A 14,054-nucleotide genomic window follows, 5' to 3' on the forward strand; every position below is an offset into this window, starting at 1 on the left:
TCTTCTACCTTCACGCCTTCAGGGTGTCCTTCCGGTAGAGCCAGGCCGCACCGCCCGCGAAGAGCAGGAAGTAGACGCAGAGGATGGCGATGTCCTTGCCGTGCGGCGCGCCGCCCATCTCGACGGCCTGGCCGAGTGCAGCGTACGCGTGGGTGGGCAGCCACTCGGAGATGTTCTGGATCCACTGCGGGAAGGTCGAGGTGGGCATCCACAGGCCGCCGAGGATCGAGAGCACGAAGTAGATGATCATGGTGATCGGGCGGACCGCGTCACCGCTGGCGACGTAGCCGAGGGCGACCCCGAGGGCGGCGAAGACCAGCGAACCGGCCCAGATGAGGCCCGTCAGGGCCAGCCACTGCCAGAGGTCGAACCGTACGTGCTTGGCGGACGCGGCGACGAGGAAGACGACCACGATGCAGGGCAGGGTGACGATCGCGGCACTGGCGATCTTGGCCAGGACGTAGCCGCGGCTGGGCAGCGCGGTCAGCCGGAGCTGGCGGACCCAGCCCTTCTCACGCTCCTTGGCGATGCGCTCGCTGTTGCCCATCAGGACGGCGGTCAGCGCGCCGAAGGAAGCCATCGAGACCATGAAGAAGGACTGGAGGGTCAGATCGGTGTGCGGCACCTTGTCGGTGGTGTTCTGGGTGCTGGAGATCAGCACGTAGAGCACCGACGGATAGATGATCGAGAAGAACATGAACTTCTTGTTCCGCAGGGTGCGGGTCACTTCGAGCCTGATCAGCGACCACGAGAGGAAATTCAGCATGCGGTCCTGGCCTCCTCGGCCTCGGTGATGGCGACGAAGGCCTGCTCCAGTCCGAGCCCCGCGACTTCGAGCTCGCGCGGGTAGAGGCCGAGGCCGTAGACGGCGTGCACGGTCGCGTCGGCGTTGTGCGACTGGATACGGACCCGGCGGCCGGTGATGTCGAGCGTGGAGAGGAACGGCAGGGCGCGCAGGGCCTCTTCGTCGAGCGGGCCCTCCAGCTCGAAGGAGATCCGGCGGGCTCCTGCCCTGGCCTTGATCTCGGCCGCGGTGCCGTCGGCGAGGATCCGGCCCTTGTGCAGGACGAGCACGCGGTCGGCGATGGCGTCGGCCTCTTCGAGGTAGTGGGTGGCGAACAGGACGGTCCGGCCCTGGTCGGCCTGCTCACGCATGGTGGCCCAGAAGGCCTTCCGGGCGGTGACGTCCATCCCGGTGGTCGGCTCGTCGAGCACGATCAGGTCGTTGGCCCCGGCGGTGGCGAGCGCGAACCGTACGCGCTGCTCCTGCCCGCCCGAGAGCTTGTTGACCATGCGGCCGGCGATCGACGCGATACCGGCCCGCGCCAGCACCTCGGTCACCGGGTAGGGCCTGGGGTGCAGATCGCAGACGAGTCCGACCAGTTCCTCGACCGTGACGTCCTCCATCAGGCCGCCGGTCTGCAGCATCGCGCCCACGCGGCCGGCCGCGATGGCCGCCTGCGGGGTCGTACCGAAGAGACGGACCGTCCCGGAGTCGGCCGTGCGCAGGCCGAGCAGGAGATCGAGGGCGGAGGACTTGCCCGCGCCGTTGGGTCCGAGGAGCGCCACGGTCTCGCCGGGGTGCAGGTCGAGAGTGAGCCCGTCCACCGCACGCACCTCGCCGTAAGCCTTGCTGACCCGGTCGAAGCTGACCACGGCGGTCTTCGCCTCGGTGACTTCGGGAGCTGTCGTTGTCATGGGTCCAGCCTGGCGGAACGGGGTGCGCGCCCGGCAGGGTCACGGGTCGTGAATCCGGCATGACAGATGTCATGCCGTACGTGTGACGGCCGCCGCGGCGGCGCCGTGTGCCGGGGACCTCAGGGACGGCCGGAGACGGCACCGCCCCCGGCCGGGGGTCCGGTCCGGGGGCGGTGCCTCTGTCGTGCTGTGCTGCGCTTGGTGGTGCTGTGTTTCGTGCGTGCTGCGCTTGTGGTGCTGTGCGGGGCGGTGTCAGCCGTTGCCGCCGAGGTCGATCGTGACGGTCCGCTCGGCGGGGGTCCGGCCCACCAGCGCGCCCTTCATGGCGAGGGCCACGTCGTCCGCGCTGAGCTGGTGCTTCGTACCGTCGCTCTTGGTGATCATGATGCCGTCGAAGACGCCTTCGCAGAGGGTGTCGATGGCCTTCTTGTCGTACTGGTCGACGAGCTTGCCGTCGACCGCCGCCATCGAGAGGATCTTCGGCAGCGACCTGTCCGGCCCGAACTGGATCAGCTTGGGCCCGGCCTTGATGGTGATCAGGCCGGACATCGCGGGCTCCGCGAAGGCCTTCATCGCCCGGTCCAGCTCGGCCTGGCCGATGGTGGGCTCGCGGGTGGTGACCGGCAGTTCGACGGTGGCCGCCCTGCCCGTCTCCACCTGGGCGCGGTAGGCGTCCCGGACCGAGCCCATCGACTGGTTGACGTCGAGCGCCTTGCCCGCCTTGCCCGGTACGGGGACAGCCTTGCCCGGTACGAACTTGATCGCGCCGTCGCCGGCCGAGCCGGAGGCACCCGCCAGGTCGGTCAGTGCGACCCCGAGCTTCTCCGTGTCGACGGGGATCACCGGGTCGATGTCACGCTTGCCGCCGAAGAGGGAGCCGATGACGGAGACCGGGTTGTAGTCGCTGCCCGCCGCGGAGCGCACGGTCGCCTGGCTGTCCAGGGCGAGTCCGGCCTTGTCCGGTGCGAGCTTCGTCTCCTTGCCGTCCACGCTCAGCTGGAGCGGGGCCTTGGCCCGCTCACCGAGAGCGGCGTCCAGCTTCTCGACACCGTCCTCCTTCGTGCCGCCGCCGATGTCGACGCCGAGGACGGTGGTGCCCTTGGGGACGTCGGAGTGGTTCATCAGCAGCCCGGCGCCGTACGCGACCCCGAGCAGGCAGACGGCGGCCACGCAGAGCAGGACCAGCTTCGAACGGCCCTTCTTCGCCGGGGCCTTCGCCGATGCGGGCTCCGCAGCGGTGCGCGCGGCGGGCTCGGGCGTCTGGGCGGCGAACCCGCCCGGGCCGGCCGGTCCGGTGCCCATCGGGTTGTCCGGGATCCGCGGGGTGAGATCGGGACCCTGGAACGGCGACGGGGACCCCGGGTTGCGGCGCTCGGACGGCACCACGGGGATGCCGCTGGTCAGCGTGTCACCGGAGACGTTGTCCCCCGAGCCGGGGCCGGAGCCCGAGCCGGGGGCCGGGAACTGCGGCGTGAGGATCGCGGTGTCGTCGGACATCCGCGGCGGTACGCCACCGGGGGCCTGCGGTCCGCCCGGTCCGCCCGGTCCCGAGCCGAAGGGGCCCGGTCCGTCGAGGTTCGGGGTGAGCGGGGAGGTGCCGCCGGCCGGTCCCGTGGTGGGTCCGGACGGGCCCGGCGGGCGGATACCGAGGTTCGGCGTGGCGCGCGGCCCGCCGGGGCCGTCCGCGCCGGACTCGTCGGGGCCGGGCGCGCCCGGCTCGCCCGCTCGCTGCGGGCCGTCCGAGAAGTACGGCAGATCGGTGCGCGGGCCGGTGGGCGGGGTGACCCGGCCGGCTCCCGGACCGTCCGCCCGGCCGCCGGGGCCGGTGGCGGAGAAACCCGCACCGTTCGTACCACCCCCCGGACCGGTGGCGGAGAAACCCGCACCGTTCGTACCACCCCCCGGACCGGTGGCGGAGAAGCCCGCACCATTCGTACCACCCCCCGGACCGGTGGCGGAGAAACCCGCACCGTTCGTACCACCCCCCGGACCGGTGGCGGAGAAACCCGCACCGTTCGTACCGTCGCCGGACGACGGCTTGCCCGTCGAACCGTTCGCGGACGTGTCGGCCGGGCCGCCGGCGGGGGCCTTGCGCGGCGCGAACCAGTCGCTGCCGCTCTTCTCCCGGGCCGGCTTCTCGGCAGCGGGCTCCGCCGCGGGGGCGGACCCGTCCCTGGCCTCGGACCGCGGTGCGGCGGGAATCCCCTGCGCACCGTTGGACGACGCGGCGGGGCCCGGACGCGGGATGCTGCCGGTGCGCTCGTTGCCGGGGCCGGCGTCCGCGTCGCTCATGGGCGTACGCATGACAACCGGCGGGATGGGACGCGAGCCGGGGATGTTGATCCGGATACGCGTCGTCAGCGTCGTCTCCGTCCTCGGCTCTTCGGGCTGGGGCGGATCCGCAGGCTCCGGGGTCTCCTCCGGGGCATCCTGCGAAGGGTGCAGCGACGGATACTGGCGTGATCCGTACGGCGGCGTACCCGAGGGGTACGCGGCTCCCCCGCGGCTCTGGGGCCCGGAGGACGAACTGTCAGTTTCACGACTCAAAGCAGGTTCTCCCGATTGGCTCCGCCGCCCGTACTCTCCCCCATGCCGCAGGGCAGGGGACGGCTCGGCGCGCGAACCACCTTACTGGCCGCGGCCGACAGACACCCCGCGACCGGGGGAAACGACTGCGCACCCCCCGGACGGACAAGGGGCATTACGGGATCGGACGTGGCACATTACTTGCCAGGCCGGCCGCTGTCGGCACCCGGTCGGGGTGCCCGCGACATGGTGGCACAGATCACAGCGACGACCATCCCGCCCAGCATGAAGAGGGCGAGGCCCAGTTCATCACCGAAGACATAGTCGCCTTCAGGGCGTCCGCCCAGCAGAACAATGACCGAAACCAGCCACCCCGCGGCGGGTGCCAGGGCGCCGGGCTGTGTACCCATGAGGACGCGGCCGCCGTAGAAGAGACCGCCGGCCGCGAGCAGCGTGAGCAGCAATCCGCCCGGGAACCAGGCGGCTTGGACCAGTGTCCCGGCGATCCCGACGGCCGCGCCGAGGACCGCGAGGCCCAGCAGGGCGGCGATCCGGCGGGGGTTGAGGGGAGCGGCCATACCGGTGGCCGGAATGTCCCTCGGAGGTGCGTTGGTCCGTGCGGCCCGCTGCCTGCTGCTCACTGGTCCGCTCCCGTCACACCGGCGAAGAGATCGTGTTCCCGCGTCCCCGGCGCGGCGCCCGGGGTGCCGCTCACCAACTCGTAGTACTCGGTGGTGAGGACGGGCTGGCCCAGATCGTTGGACAGGGCGAAGAAGGGGCCGCTCAGCGCGATCTGGGTGGCGTGCGCCCGCATCGCCGCGGTCTTGGCCTCCGCGTGGCGGGTGCCGTCGATCTCGGTGGTGATCAGGGTGTCGTTCACCACACCGGGTACGTCGTCGATCGCGGCGATGCCCGGGAAGGCGTCGGGGGCGGTGGCCCGCAGGTGCGCGAAGGTTTCCTCGGCGACCGTGCGCGGCACCCGGTTCCAGTAGATCTTGGCGATCCGGTGCGGGGCGCCGGAGCCCGCGCGGCAGGCGGGGTCGGCGGCCAGTTCGGCGGCCCGTGTGGCGACGCGGTGCGCCTGGATGTGGTCGGGGTGCCCGTAGCCCCCGTCGGGGTCGTAGGTGACCAGGACCTGGGGGCGGACCGAGCGGATCACCTCCACGAGGCACCCGGCGGCCTCGTCCACGTCGGCGGACCAGAAGGCGCCGGGGCGGTCGTTCTGCTCGGCGCCCATCATTCCGGAGTCGCGGAACCGGCCGGGGCCGCCGAGGAAGCGGTGGTCGGTGACCCCCAGCGCCTTCATCGCCGCCGCGAGTTCACCCTGCCGCCAGGGGCCCAGGGAGTCGTCCCGGTCGGCCGCGAGGTGCGCGAGCTCGGGCGGGATGATCTCGCCCTCCTCGCCGAGCGTGCAGGTCACCAGGGTGACCAGGGCGCCGTCGGCCGCATATCTGGCCATGGTGGCGCCGTTGTTGATCGACTCGTCGTCGGGGTGCGCGTGCACCAGGAGCAGACGCCGGGCGGGAAGGTCCGTCATGGGGACCACCCTACGAGCCGACGGCCCCGATGGCCGACGGCGCCCGCGCGCCGGGCGCCGACGAACCGCGGACGGTTGCCGCTGTCAGAATTTGAGCCCTCCGATCATGCCCGCCACGTTCGTCGTCACCTCGGAGATCGTGGGCGCGATGGACGAGCTGGCGAGATAGAAACCGAGCAGCATGCAGACCACCGCATGTCCGCCCTTCAGTCCGGACTTCCGGACCAGCAGGAAGACGACGATCGCCAGCAGCACCACCGCCGAAATCGAGAGTGCCACGGCGGTTCACCTCCATCAGTGGGGTCGGGACGGGCAGCACGCATGGAGCCAGCAGGTTCATACCCACCGAGCGCTACGGATCATAACTATCTGTGGCAAGGCATTGATCGGGGCACAGCAGCACGAGGGGCGCACGGGCGAGGGGCGGCCGATAGGTTCGGCACATGACTTCGTCAGAGATCACCTTTCCGCTCCAGTTGGCCCGGACGATGCGCTTCACCCTGGGCGCACCCCGCGCGTTCACCGTGTCACCCGATGGTGAGCGGGTGATCTTCCTGCGCTCGGGCTCGGGCACCGACCGGTCGGGCCGGCTCTGGGTGCTGGACCTGGCCGGCGACGGGGCACCGCGGGAGCGGGTGGTGGCCGATCCGGCGGTGCTGCTGGGCGGTTCGGCCGAGCGGCTGTCGGTGCAGGAGCGGGCCCGGCGCGAGCGGAGCCGCGAGGGGTCGTCCGGGGTCGTGGGCTACGCGGTGGACGCGGCGGCCGAGTTGGCGGCGTTCGCGCTCTCGGGGAAGGTGTACGTCGCGGACCTGCGGGCGGGAGGGGCGCGCGCGCTGCCCGTGCCCGGTCCGGTGATCGATCCGCGCCCCTCCCCGAACGGACGACACATCGCATACGTGTCCAAGGGGGCGCTGCGCGTCGTGGGCGCCGGCGGCGAGGACGACAGGGCGCTCGCGGAGCCCGAGGACGCACAGGTGTCCTACGGCCTCGCGGAGTTCATCGCGGCCGAGGAGATGCAGCGCTCGCGGGGCTTCTGGTGGTCGCCCGAGTCGGACCGGCTGCTCGTCGCCCGGGTCGACGACAGCCCGGTGCGGCGGTGGTGGATCGCCGACCCGGCACACCCGGAGCGCAAGCCGGCCGAGATCGCGTACCCGGCGGCCGGGACGCCCAACGCCGTGGTCCAGCTCTTCGTGGTGGACCTGGCCGGGGAGCGCACCGAAGTGGTGTGGGACCGGGCCCGGTTCCCGTATCTGGCGGGGGTGCACTGGTCGTCGGACGGGGCGCCGCTGCTGCTCGTGCAGGCCCGTGACCAGCAGAGCCAGCTCCATCTCGCGGTGGACCCGGAGACCGGCACGACCCGGACGGTGCACGTCGACGAGGACCCGGTCTGGCTGGACCTGTTCCCGGGGGTGCCGGCGTGGGCGCCGGACGGGCGGCTCGTACGGATCGCGGACGAGGGCGGGGCGCGGGTCCTCGCGGCCGGCGACCGGCCGCTGACCGGGGCGCAGTTGCAGATCCGGTCGGTCCTGGACATCGGCGGCTCGGACATCCTGGTGACGGCGACGGCGGGTGAGCGGGCGGCCGTGCCGGAGATCGGCGAGAGCCATGTCTACCGGGTCAACGAGCTGGGCGTGGAGCGGGTCTCGGAGGGCGTGGGCGTGCATTCCGCGGTCCGGGCGGGCGGGGTGACGGTACTGCTCTCCACCTTCCCGGACCGGCCGGGAGCGACCGCTCAGGTACTCCGGGACGGGAAGCGGATCGCCACCGTCGCGGACCACGCGGAGCGGCCGGTGCTGTCCGTCCGGGCGCAGTTCACCGAAGGGGGCGCACGGCGGATTCCGTGCGCCGTGCTGCTCCCCACCGGATACAAGGAATCGGATGGTCCGCTTCCGGTTCTGATGGATCCGTACGGCGGGCCGCACGGCCGCCGGGTGGTCGCCACCCACAACACACATCTCACCTCGCAGTGGTTCGCGGACCAGGGTTTCGCCGTGGTCGTCGCGGACGGCCGGGGCACCCCGGGCCGTTCACCCGGCTGGGAGAAGGCGGTCAAGCACGACCTGACCCTCACCCTCGACGACCAGGTCGAGGCGCTGCACGCGCTCGCCGAGCGGTTCCCGCTGGACCTGGAGCGAGTGGCCATCCGCGGCTGGTCGTACGGCGGCTACCTGGCGGGCATGGCCGTGCTGCGGCGGCCCGACGTGTTCCACGCGGCGGTCGTGGGCGCCCCGGTGACCGATCAGCGGCTCTACGACACCCATTACACGGAGCGCTACCTGGGCGACCCGGCCACCCAGCCCGAGGTGTACGCGTACAACTCGCTGGTCACCGACGAGGGACTGTCGCACGCCGCCGAGCAGGAGCGGCCGATGCTGATCGTGCACGGTCTCGCGGACGACAACGTGGTGGTCGCGCACACGCTGCGGCTGTCGTCGGCGCTGCTCGCCGCGGGGCGCCCGCACGAGGTGCTGCCGCTGAGCGGGGTGACCCACATGACCCCGCAGGAGAAGGTGGCGGAGAACCTGCTGCTGCTCCAGGTGGACTTCCTGAAGCGGTCGTTGGCGGGCCCGGCGTAGGTCGTGCCTACCAGCCCGGCGGCGGCTGGGAGGGGGGCGGGGGCGGTCCGAAGCCGCCGCCCTGCGGGTATCCGTATCCCGGGGCGGGAGGCTGCTGCCCCGGGTACGGGCCGGCGTCCTGTCCGGGGTGCGCCTCGGGGCCGTACCCCGGTGTTCCGTATCCCGGGGTGCCGCATTCCGGCTGCCCGTATCCCGGGGTGCCGTAGCCGGAGCCGTACCCCGGTCCGTACGGGCCGGGGACGTCGGCGAAGCCCCTGGGGGCCAGCGCGATCAGCACCACCACGGCGGCGAACGCCTCGAAGAGCCGGCTGAGCAGCATGAGCTGGGTCTCGGTCGGCAGCGAACCGAAGTGGTCGAGCAGGTCGTAGCGCACGATCCGGACCACGCCCAGCGCCCCGCCGGGCAGCAGCAGCGCGGCGGCCACCAGACCGAACGGCCTTGAGTGCACGGCGTGGAAGAGTGCGCTCGCCCCCGCGAAGAGGCAGAGCAGGGCCGTCAGCGCGGTGCCCCAGCCCGGCGGCGGATCGATCACCCCGTGGACGATCCGGCCGCCGACGTACCAGTCGGGGAAGATCTCCGGGTACTTCACGACCTGGCGGACCTCCCAGGCGATCAGCACCGCCGCGGCCGCGCACAGCAGCAGGAACGCGGTGACCGAGGCGCCCGGTCCTGGCCGGGTGGGCAACTGCTCGTAGGAGTCGGCGGGCGGACGGCGCCCGGCCCCGGCGGTGATGAGCAGCGCGATGCCCGCCGCGAGGCCCGCGAAGGCACAGATCAGCGCCCGGGTGCGCAGCTCGTCCGGGAACGACGGCTCCATCGCGCGGCTGCCGATGCTCCAGAGTCCGGGCAGCCGTACGGCGAGGGTGACCACTCCGGTGGCGACGAGCACGGCGGCGGCGACCGAGGAGCGGAGCGCGGCGACGGCGGCGACCGCGTACACCACGAGCAGGGCGGCGTCCATGGCCGTGGTCGCGGGCAGCGTGTGCGGGCGGGCGTCGTGGAACCCGGCCCAGTACCGCCACAACTGGTCGAACTCCGCCGCCCTGATGTCCCGTACGAGCCAGCTCGCGACGATCACCGCGAGCACACCGCACAGGACGGCGCCGGTGACTCTTGCTCCCCGCGTGAGTATCACCCGAGCGATACTCCACCGCCCCCGGGCTCCCGACAAGGGGGCCGCGACCCGCGCGGTCCTGTCGGGCGACCGGCCGGGCGGCTTGGCGCCCCCCGGCCGGTCCACGGCACCCGCACGGCCGTACGTCGTCCATGCTGACGGGTCCGTATATCGGACGTGAGACGGCTGGGTTGCCCGTGCGTTAAGGCCTGTATTGGGTTGTCACGCGGAAGAAGGAGCGGGGCTGGGTGCGCCCGCTCGCAGCGTTGCCGGACAACCCAATACAGGCGCTAACGGTTCGCCGGGTCAGTCGGCCCGGCTGCTCCCGGCGGGCGGCGGCTCCTCGTCGCCGCTCTCCGGCGGCGTCCCGTGCCCCTGGTCCGGCTGCTGCGACGACGGTGGCCTGCGGGCCTCCTTGTCCACCTTCTCCACGTCCGGGCCGGACCCGCCCTCCGGCGGCAGCAGGTGCTTCTCCTCCGCGAAGTGGCAGGCCGAATCGTGCCGGGCCGGGGTGTCCGTCAGCCGGAAGACCGCCGGGACGGCCAGCAGCGGCACCTCCAGCTCGCACCGCTCCTGTGCCTTCCAGCAGCGGGTGCGGAAGCGGCAGCCGGAGGGCGGGTTGGCGGGCGAGGGCACGTCGCCGTGCAGGATGATCCGCTCGCGGTACTCGCGCGCCATCGGGTCCGGCACCGGCACGGCGGAGAGCAGCGCCTGGGTGTACGGGTGCGTGGGGTGCTCGTAGATCTCCTCGTCCGTGCCCACCTCGGCGAACCGGCCGAGGTACATGACGCCGACCCGGTCGGAGATGTGCCGGACGATCGACAGGTCGTGGGCGATGAAGACGTAGCTCAGGTTGAACTCCGACTGGAGCCGGTCCAGCAGGTTGACGACCTGCGCCTGGACGGAGACGTCGAGGGCCGAGACCGGTTCGTCGGCGACGATGATCTCGGGGTTGAGCGCGAGGCCGCGGGCGATGCCGATGCGCTGGCGCTGTCCGCCGGAGAACTGGTGCGGATAGCGGTTGATGTACTCCGGGTTGAGACCGACGACGTCCAGGAGCTCCTGGACCTTGCGCCGGCGGTCGCCCTTCGGGGCCACCTCGGGGTGGATCTCGTACGGCTCCCCGATGATGTCACCCACCGTCATCCGCGGGTTGAGGGAGGTGTACGGGTCCTGGAACACCATCTGGATGTTCCGGCGCACCGCCTTCAGTGCGCGGCCCGACAGCTTGGTGATGTCCTCGCCCTTGTACCGGATCATTCCGGCCGTCGGATCCTCCAGGTGCACGAGCAGCCGGGCGACGGTCGACTTCCCGCAGCCGGACTCGCCCACGATGCCGAGCGTCTCGCCCGCCGCCAGGTCGAAGGAGACCCCGTCGACCGCCTTGACGGCCCCGATCTGCCTCTTGAACACGATGCCCCGGGTCAGCGGGTAGTGCTTGACGAGGTCGCGCACCTCCAGGATCGGGTCCTTGCCCGCCTGGGCGCTCGTCTCCCGTGCCTTGGCCAGCAGGGCGCGTGCCACCTCGCCCTCCTGGCGCGCTTCCCTGCGCCCCGAGTGATCAGCGTGCATCGAGCGTCTCCTTCCAGAAGTAGCAGGCGCTCTGACGGTTCTCGGCCACGTCGAACAGCGGCGGTACGTCGACGCGGCAGACGTCCTGGGCCATCGGGCAGCGCGGGTTGAAGGCGCAGCCGGGCGGGATGTGCAGCAGGTTGGGCGGCAGGCCCTTGATCGCGTACAGCTCCCGGCCCTTCTGGTCCAGGCGCGGGATCGAGCGGAGCAGGCCCTGGGTGTACGGATGCGCGGGCGCCTGGTAGATGTCGTGGACCGGCGAGGTCTCGACGATCCGGCCCGCGTACATCACGGCGATCTTGTCCGCGACGTCCGCGACGACGCCGAGGTCGTGGGTGATCAGGATCAGGCCCATGTTCAGTTCGCGCTGGAGCTCCGCGAGCAGGTCCATCACCTGGGCCTGGACGGTGACGTCGAGGGCGGTGGTGGGCTCGTCCGCGATGATCAGCGAGGGCTCGAGGGCCAGCGCCATGGCGATCATGATGCGCTGGCGCATGCCGCCGGAGAACTGGTGCGGGTAGTTGCCGACCCGTTCCTTGGCGGCCGGGATGCGCACCCGGTCCATCAGCTCGACGGCCTTGGCCTTCGCGTCCTTGCGGGACGCCCCCCGGTGCACCACGAACATCTCGCCGAGCTGCTCGCCCACCGTCAGCACGGGGTTGAGGGAGGAGAGCGCGTCCTGGAAGATCATGGCCATCTCCTGGCCGCGGATCTTCCGGCGCTCCTCCCTCTTGAGCTTCAGCAGGTCGCGGTCCTTGAAGAGGATCTCGCCGCCGCTGATCTTTCCCGGCGGCATGTCGAGGATGCCCATGATCGCCTGTGCGGTGACCGACTTGCCGGAGCCGGACTCGCCGAGCACGGCGAGCGTCTCGCCCTCGGACACCGAGTAGTTGACCCCGTTGACGGCCTTGGCGACCCCGTCCCGGGTGTGGAACTCCACATGCAGATCACGCACTTCGAGCAACATGGCAGCGGACTCCTCAGCGCAGCTTGGGGTCGAGGGCGTCGCGCACCGCGTCGCCGAGCATGATGAACGCGAGCACGGTGACCGCCAGCGCACCGGCCGGCCAGAGGAGCATGTGCGGGGCGTTGCGGATGTTCTGCGAGGCCGACGAGATGTCGATGCCCCAGCTGACCGTGGGGGGCTTCAGGCCGACGCCGAGGTAGGAGAGCGTCGCCTCCAGCGCGATGTACGTGCCCAGCGCGATGGTGGCGACCACGATGACGGGCGCCACGGCGTTGGGAGCGACATGCCTCAGCAGCATCCGGGAGTTGGACGCGCCGAGGGCGCGCGCCGCCTGGACGTAGTCGTGCTGCTTCGCCGTGATCACCGCGCCGCGGGCGATCCTGGAGATCTGCGGCCAGCCGAGCAGCACCATGAATCCGATGACCGGCCAGACGGTGTTGCTGGTGACCACCGACAGCAGGACCAGGCCGCCCAGCACCACGGGAATGGCGAAGAAGATGTCGGTGACGCGGGAGAGGACCGCGTCCCAGCCCCTGCCGAAGAAGCCCGCGAGCCCACCGAGCAGCCCGCCGAGCAGCGCGACGCCCAGGGTGGCGCAGACGCCGACGGTGACGGACGCCCTGGCGCCGTAGACGACCCGGGTGTAGACGTCGCAGCCCTGCGCGTTGAACCCCATGGGGTGGCCCGGCTGGGAGCCCTGCTGTGCCTTGGCCAGATCGCACTTGAGCGGATTGCCGGACGCGATGAGCGAGGGCCAGATCGCGATGAGGACCAGGAAGACGATGATCAGGGACGAGATGATGAAGACGGGGTTGCGCCTGAGGTCGCGCCAGGCGTCGGCCCACAGGCTCCCCGCCCGTTCCCGGGGCCCGCCGCCGTCCGGGCCGCCCGGCGTCCCCTCCAGTGTGGTGCCCTCGCTCATGGCGAGGTCCGTCGCTCCGCCGGCACCGGTCCCGGCGATGGCGTCCTGGTGCTCGGGCTGAGGTTCAGGCATAACGGATCCTCGGGTCGAGTACGGAGTACAGGAGGTCGACGACCAGGTTGGCGATGAGGAAGACCAGCACCAGGATGGTGGCGAAGCCGACCACGGTCTGGGTGTTCTGCCGCAGGATGCCCTGGTAGATCTGGTATCCGACGCCGTGGATGTTGAAGATCCGCTCGGTGACGATCGCACCGCCCATCAGCGCGCCGATGTCCGTACCGATGAAGGTGACGACGGGGATCAGCGAATTGCGCAGCAGGTGGCGCACGATGACGCGACGTCTGGGCAGCCCCTTCGCCACGGCCGTGCGCACGTAGTCGGCGCGGGAGTTCTCGGCGATCGACGTCCTGGTGAGGCGGGTGACGTAGGCCAGCGAGACCGAGGCGAGCACCAGTCCGGGCAGGATGAGTTCGTCGAACGGCGCGTCCGAGGACACCGTCGGGGAGATGACGGACCACTTCACGCCGAGCAGGTACTGGAGTACGTAACCCGTGACGAAGGTGGGGATCGCGATCACGACGAGCGTCGCCACCAGGACCGAGTTGTCGACGACCCGGCCCCGCCGGAGCCCGCTGATGACGCCGAGCGTCACGCCCACGATGATCTCGAAGATGATCGCGACGATGGTCAGCCGCAGGGTGACCGGGTAGGAGGTCGCCATCAGTTCGGTGACCTCCTGTCCGTTGAAGGCGGTACCGAAGTCGCCGGTGAACACATGGCCCATGTAGGTCAGGTACTGCTGCCAGACCGGCTTGTCCAGGCCGAACTGTTTCTGCAGTTGGGCGGCCGTCGTCGGGTCGCACTGCCGGTCGCCGCAGAGGCCCGCGATCGGGTCCCCCATCACGTTCACCATCAGGAAGAGCAGCAGCGTGGCTCCGATGAAGACCGGAATCATCTGGAGCAGACGGCGGATCACATAACGCCCCATGTCACCCTCCGCACATCGATCGGGCAGCGGACTCCGGCCGGTGCTCGCTCCGGGGCGGATCGGGACCTCATGAACGGCTGCATCGCGCGGTCACCTCCCTGTTGCCACCGGCCTCCCCGAGCGGCCGTTGACTCGGTTGCCGGGTCGTTCACTG

The 14,054-nt window shown here is 71.2% G+C and carries 12 protein-coding genes; 1 reads left to right on the forward strand and 11 read right to left on the reverse strand.

The window, feature by feature from the left end:
- Window positions 1–10: 10 nt before the first annotated feature.
- From AB0I52_RS04735 to AB0I52_RS04760, 6 genes are all read right to left on the reverse strand, one after another.
- Window positions 11–766, reverse strand: coding sequence for an ABC transporter permease (locus tag AB0I52_RS04735; protein WP_363068906.1), 756 nt, complete (start codon window positions 764–766; stop codon window positions 11–13).
- Window positions 760–1,698 carry an ABC transporter ATP-binding protein gene (locus tag AB0I52_RS04740; RefSeq protein ID WP_363068908.1) on the reverse strand — a complete coding sequence of 313 codons (939 nt, stop codon included), beginning with the start codon at window positions 1,696–1,698 and terminating at the stop codon, window positions 760–762. The genes AB0I52_RS04735 and AB0I52_RS04740 overlap by 7 nt, the downstream gene beginning before the upstream one ends.
- 252 nt (window positions 1,699–1,950) lie before the next feature.
- Window positions 1,951–4,002 (reverse strand): hypothetical protein, encoded by a 2,052-nt coding sequence (locus tag AB0I52_RS04745; RefSeq protein ID WP_363068910.1) that lies wholly within the window; start codon window positions 4,000–4,002, stop codon window positions 1,951–1,953.
- A 419-nt stretch (window positions 4,003–4,421) separates the two neighbouring features.
- Entirely contained in the window at window positions 4,422–4,865 is a 444-nt protein-coding gene (locus AB0I52_RS04750; protein WP_363068912.1) for a DUF6113 family protein, read from the reverse strand.
- Window positions 4,862–5,761, reverse strand: a complete 900-nt coding sequence (gene mshB / locus AB0I52_RS04755; protein ID WP_363068914.1) for an N-acetyl-1-D-myo-inositol-2-amino-2-deoxy-alpha-D-glucopyranoside deacetylase — start codon at window positions 5,759–5,761, stop codon at window positions 4,862–4,864. Before mshB ends, AB0I52_RS04750 begins: the two co-directional genes overlap by 4 nt.
- An 84-nt stretch (window positions 5,762–5,845) precedes the next feature.
- The gene (locus tag AB0I52_RS04760; RefSeq protein ID WP_073736631.1) at window positions 5,846–6,040 is read right to left on the reverse strand and encodes a hypothetical protein; all 195 of its coding nucleotides are present in this window, start codon (window positions 6,038–6,040) and stop codon (window positions 5,846–5,848) included.
- A gap of 164 nt (window positions 6,041–6,204) precedes the next feature.
- Between AB0I52_RS04760 and AB0I52_RS04765 the strand changes: the two genes are divergently transcribed.
- A complete protein-coding gene (locus tag AB0I52_RS04765; protein WP_363068917.1) occupies window positions 6,205–8,337 on the forward strand; it encodes a prolyl oligopeptidase family serine peptidase in 2,133 nt (710 codons plus the stop codon).
- Between the two features lie 7 nt (window positions 8,338–8,344).
- Here the strand turns inward: AB0I52_RS04765 and AB0I52_RS04770 are convergent, their stop codons facing one another.
- The 5 genes from AB0I52_RS04770 to AB0I52_RS04790 form a co-directional block, all read right to left on the reverse strand.
- On the reverse strand, window positions 8,345–9,472 hold the full coding sequence (locus tag AB0I52_RS04770; protein WP_363068919.1) for a hypothetical protein: 1,128 nt from the start codon (window positions 9,470–9,472) through the stop codon (window positions 8,345–8,347).
- 285 nt (window positions 9,473–9,757) lie between these two features.
- Window positions 9,758–11,023 (reverse strand): dipeptide ABC transporter ATP-binding protein, encoded by a 1,266-nt coding sequence (locus tag AB0I52_RS04775; protein ID WP_363068921.1) that lies wholly within the window; start codon window positions 11,021–11,023, stop codon window positions 9,758–9,760.
- A complete protein-coding gene (locus AB0I52_RS04780; protein WP_363068923.1) occupies window positions 11,013–11,990 on the reverse strand; it encodes an ABC transporter ATP-binding protein in 978 nt (325 codons plus the stop codon). The genes AB0I52_RS04775 and AB0I52_RS04780 overlap by 11 nt, the downstream gene beginning before the upstream one ends.
- 13 nt (window positions 11,991–12,003) lie before the next feature.
- A complete protein-coding gene (locus tag AB0I52_RS04785) occupies window positions 12,004–12,984 on the reverse strand; it encodes an ABC transporter permease (protein WP_363068925.1) in 981 nt (326 codons plus the stop codon).
- The gene (locus AB0I52_RS04790; protein ID WP_363068927.1) at window positions 12,977–13,900 is read right to left on the reverse strand and encodes an ABC transporter permease; all 924 of its coding nucleotides are present in this window, start codon (window positions 13,898–13,900) and stop codon (window positions 12,977–12,979) included. The genes AB0I52_RS04785 and AB0I52_RS04790 overlap by 8 nt, the downstream gene beginning before the upstream one ends.
- Between the last annotated feature and the right edge of the window lie 154 nt (window positions 13,901–14,054).

Source organism: Streptomyces sp. NPDC050423 (assembly GCF_040655445.1).
In the GTDB taxonomy this organism is placed as follows: Bacteria; Actinomycetota; Actinomycetes; order Streptomycetales; family Streptomycetaceae; genus Streptomyces.

Excerpts from the sequence above, each read along its gene's own strand:
- AB0I52_RS04765 (WP_363068917.1), top strand. The coding sequence starts at position 6,205 with ATGACTTCGTCAGAGATCACCTTTCCGCTCCAGTTGGCCCGGACGATG.
- AB0I52_RS04790 (WP_363068927.1), bottom strand. The coding sequence starts at position 13,900 with ATGGGGCGTTATGTGATCCGCCGTCTGCTCCAGATGATTCCGGTCTTC.
- AB0I52_RS04740 (WP_363068908.1), bottom strand. The coding sequence starts at position 1,698 with ATGACAACGACAGCTCCCGAAGTCACCGAGGCGAAGACCGCCGTGGTC.
- mshB (WP_363068914.1), bottom strand. The coding sequence starts at position 5,761 with ATGACGGACCTTCCCGCCCGGCGTCTGCTCCTGGTGCACGCGCACCCC.
- AB0I52_RS04775 (WP_363068921.1), bottom strand. The coding sequence starts at position 11,023 with ATGCACGCTGATCACTCGGGGCGCAGGGAAGCGCGCCAGGAGGGCGAG.
- AB0I52_RS04785 (WP_363068925.1), bottom strand. The coding sequence starts at position 12,984 with ATGCCTGAACCTCAGCCCGAGCACCAGGACGCCATCGCCGGGACCGGT.
- AB0I52_RS04780 (WP_363068923.1), bottom strand. The coding sequence starts at position 11,990 with ATGTTGCTCGAAGTGCGTGATCTGCATGTGGAGTTCCACACCCGGGAC.
- AB0I52_RS04735 (WP_363068906.1), bottom strand. The coding sequence starts at position 766 with ATGCTGAATTTCCTCTCGTGGTCGCTGATCAGGCTCGAAGTGACCCGC.
- AB0I52_RS04745 (WP_363068910.1), bottom strand. The coding sequence starts at position 4,002 with ATGCGTACGCCCATGAGCGACGCGGACGCCGGCCCCGGCAACGAGCGC.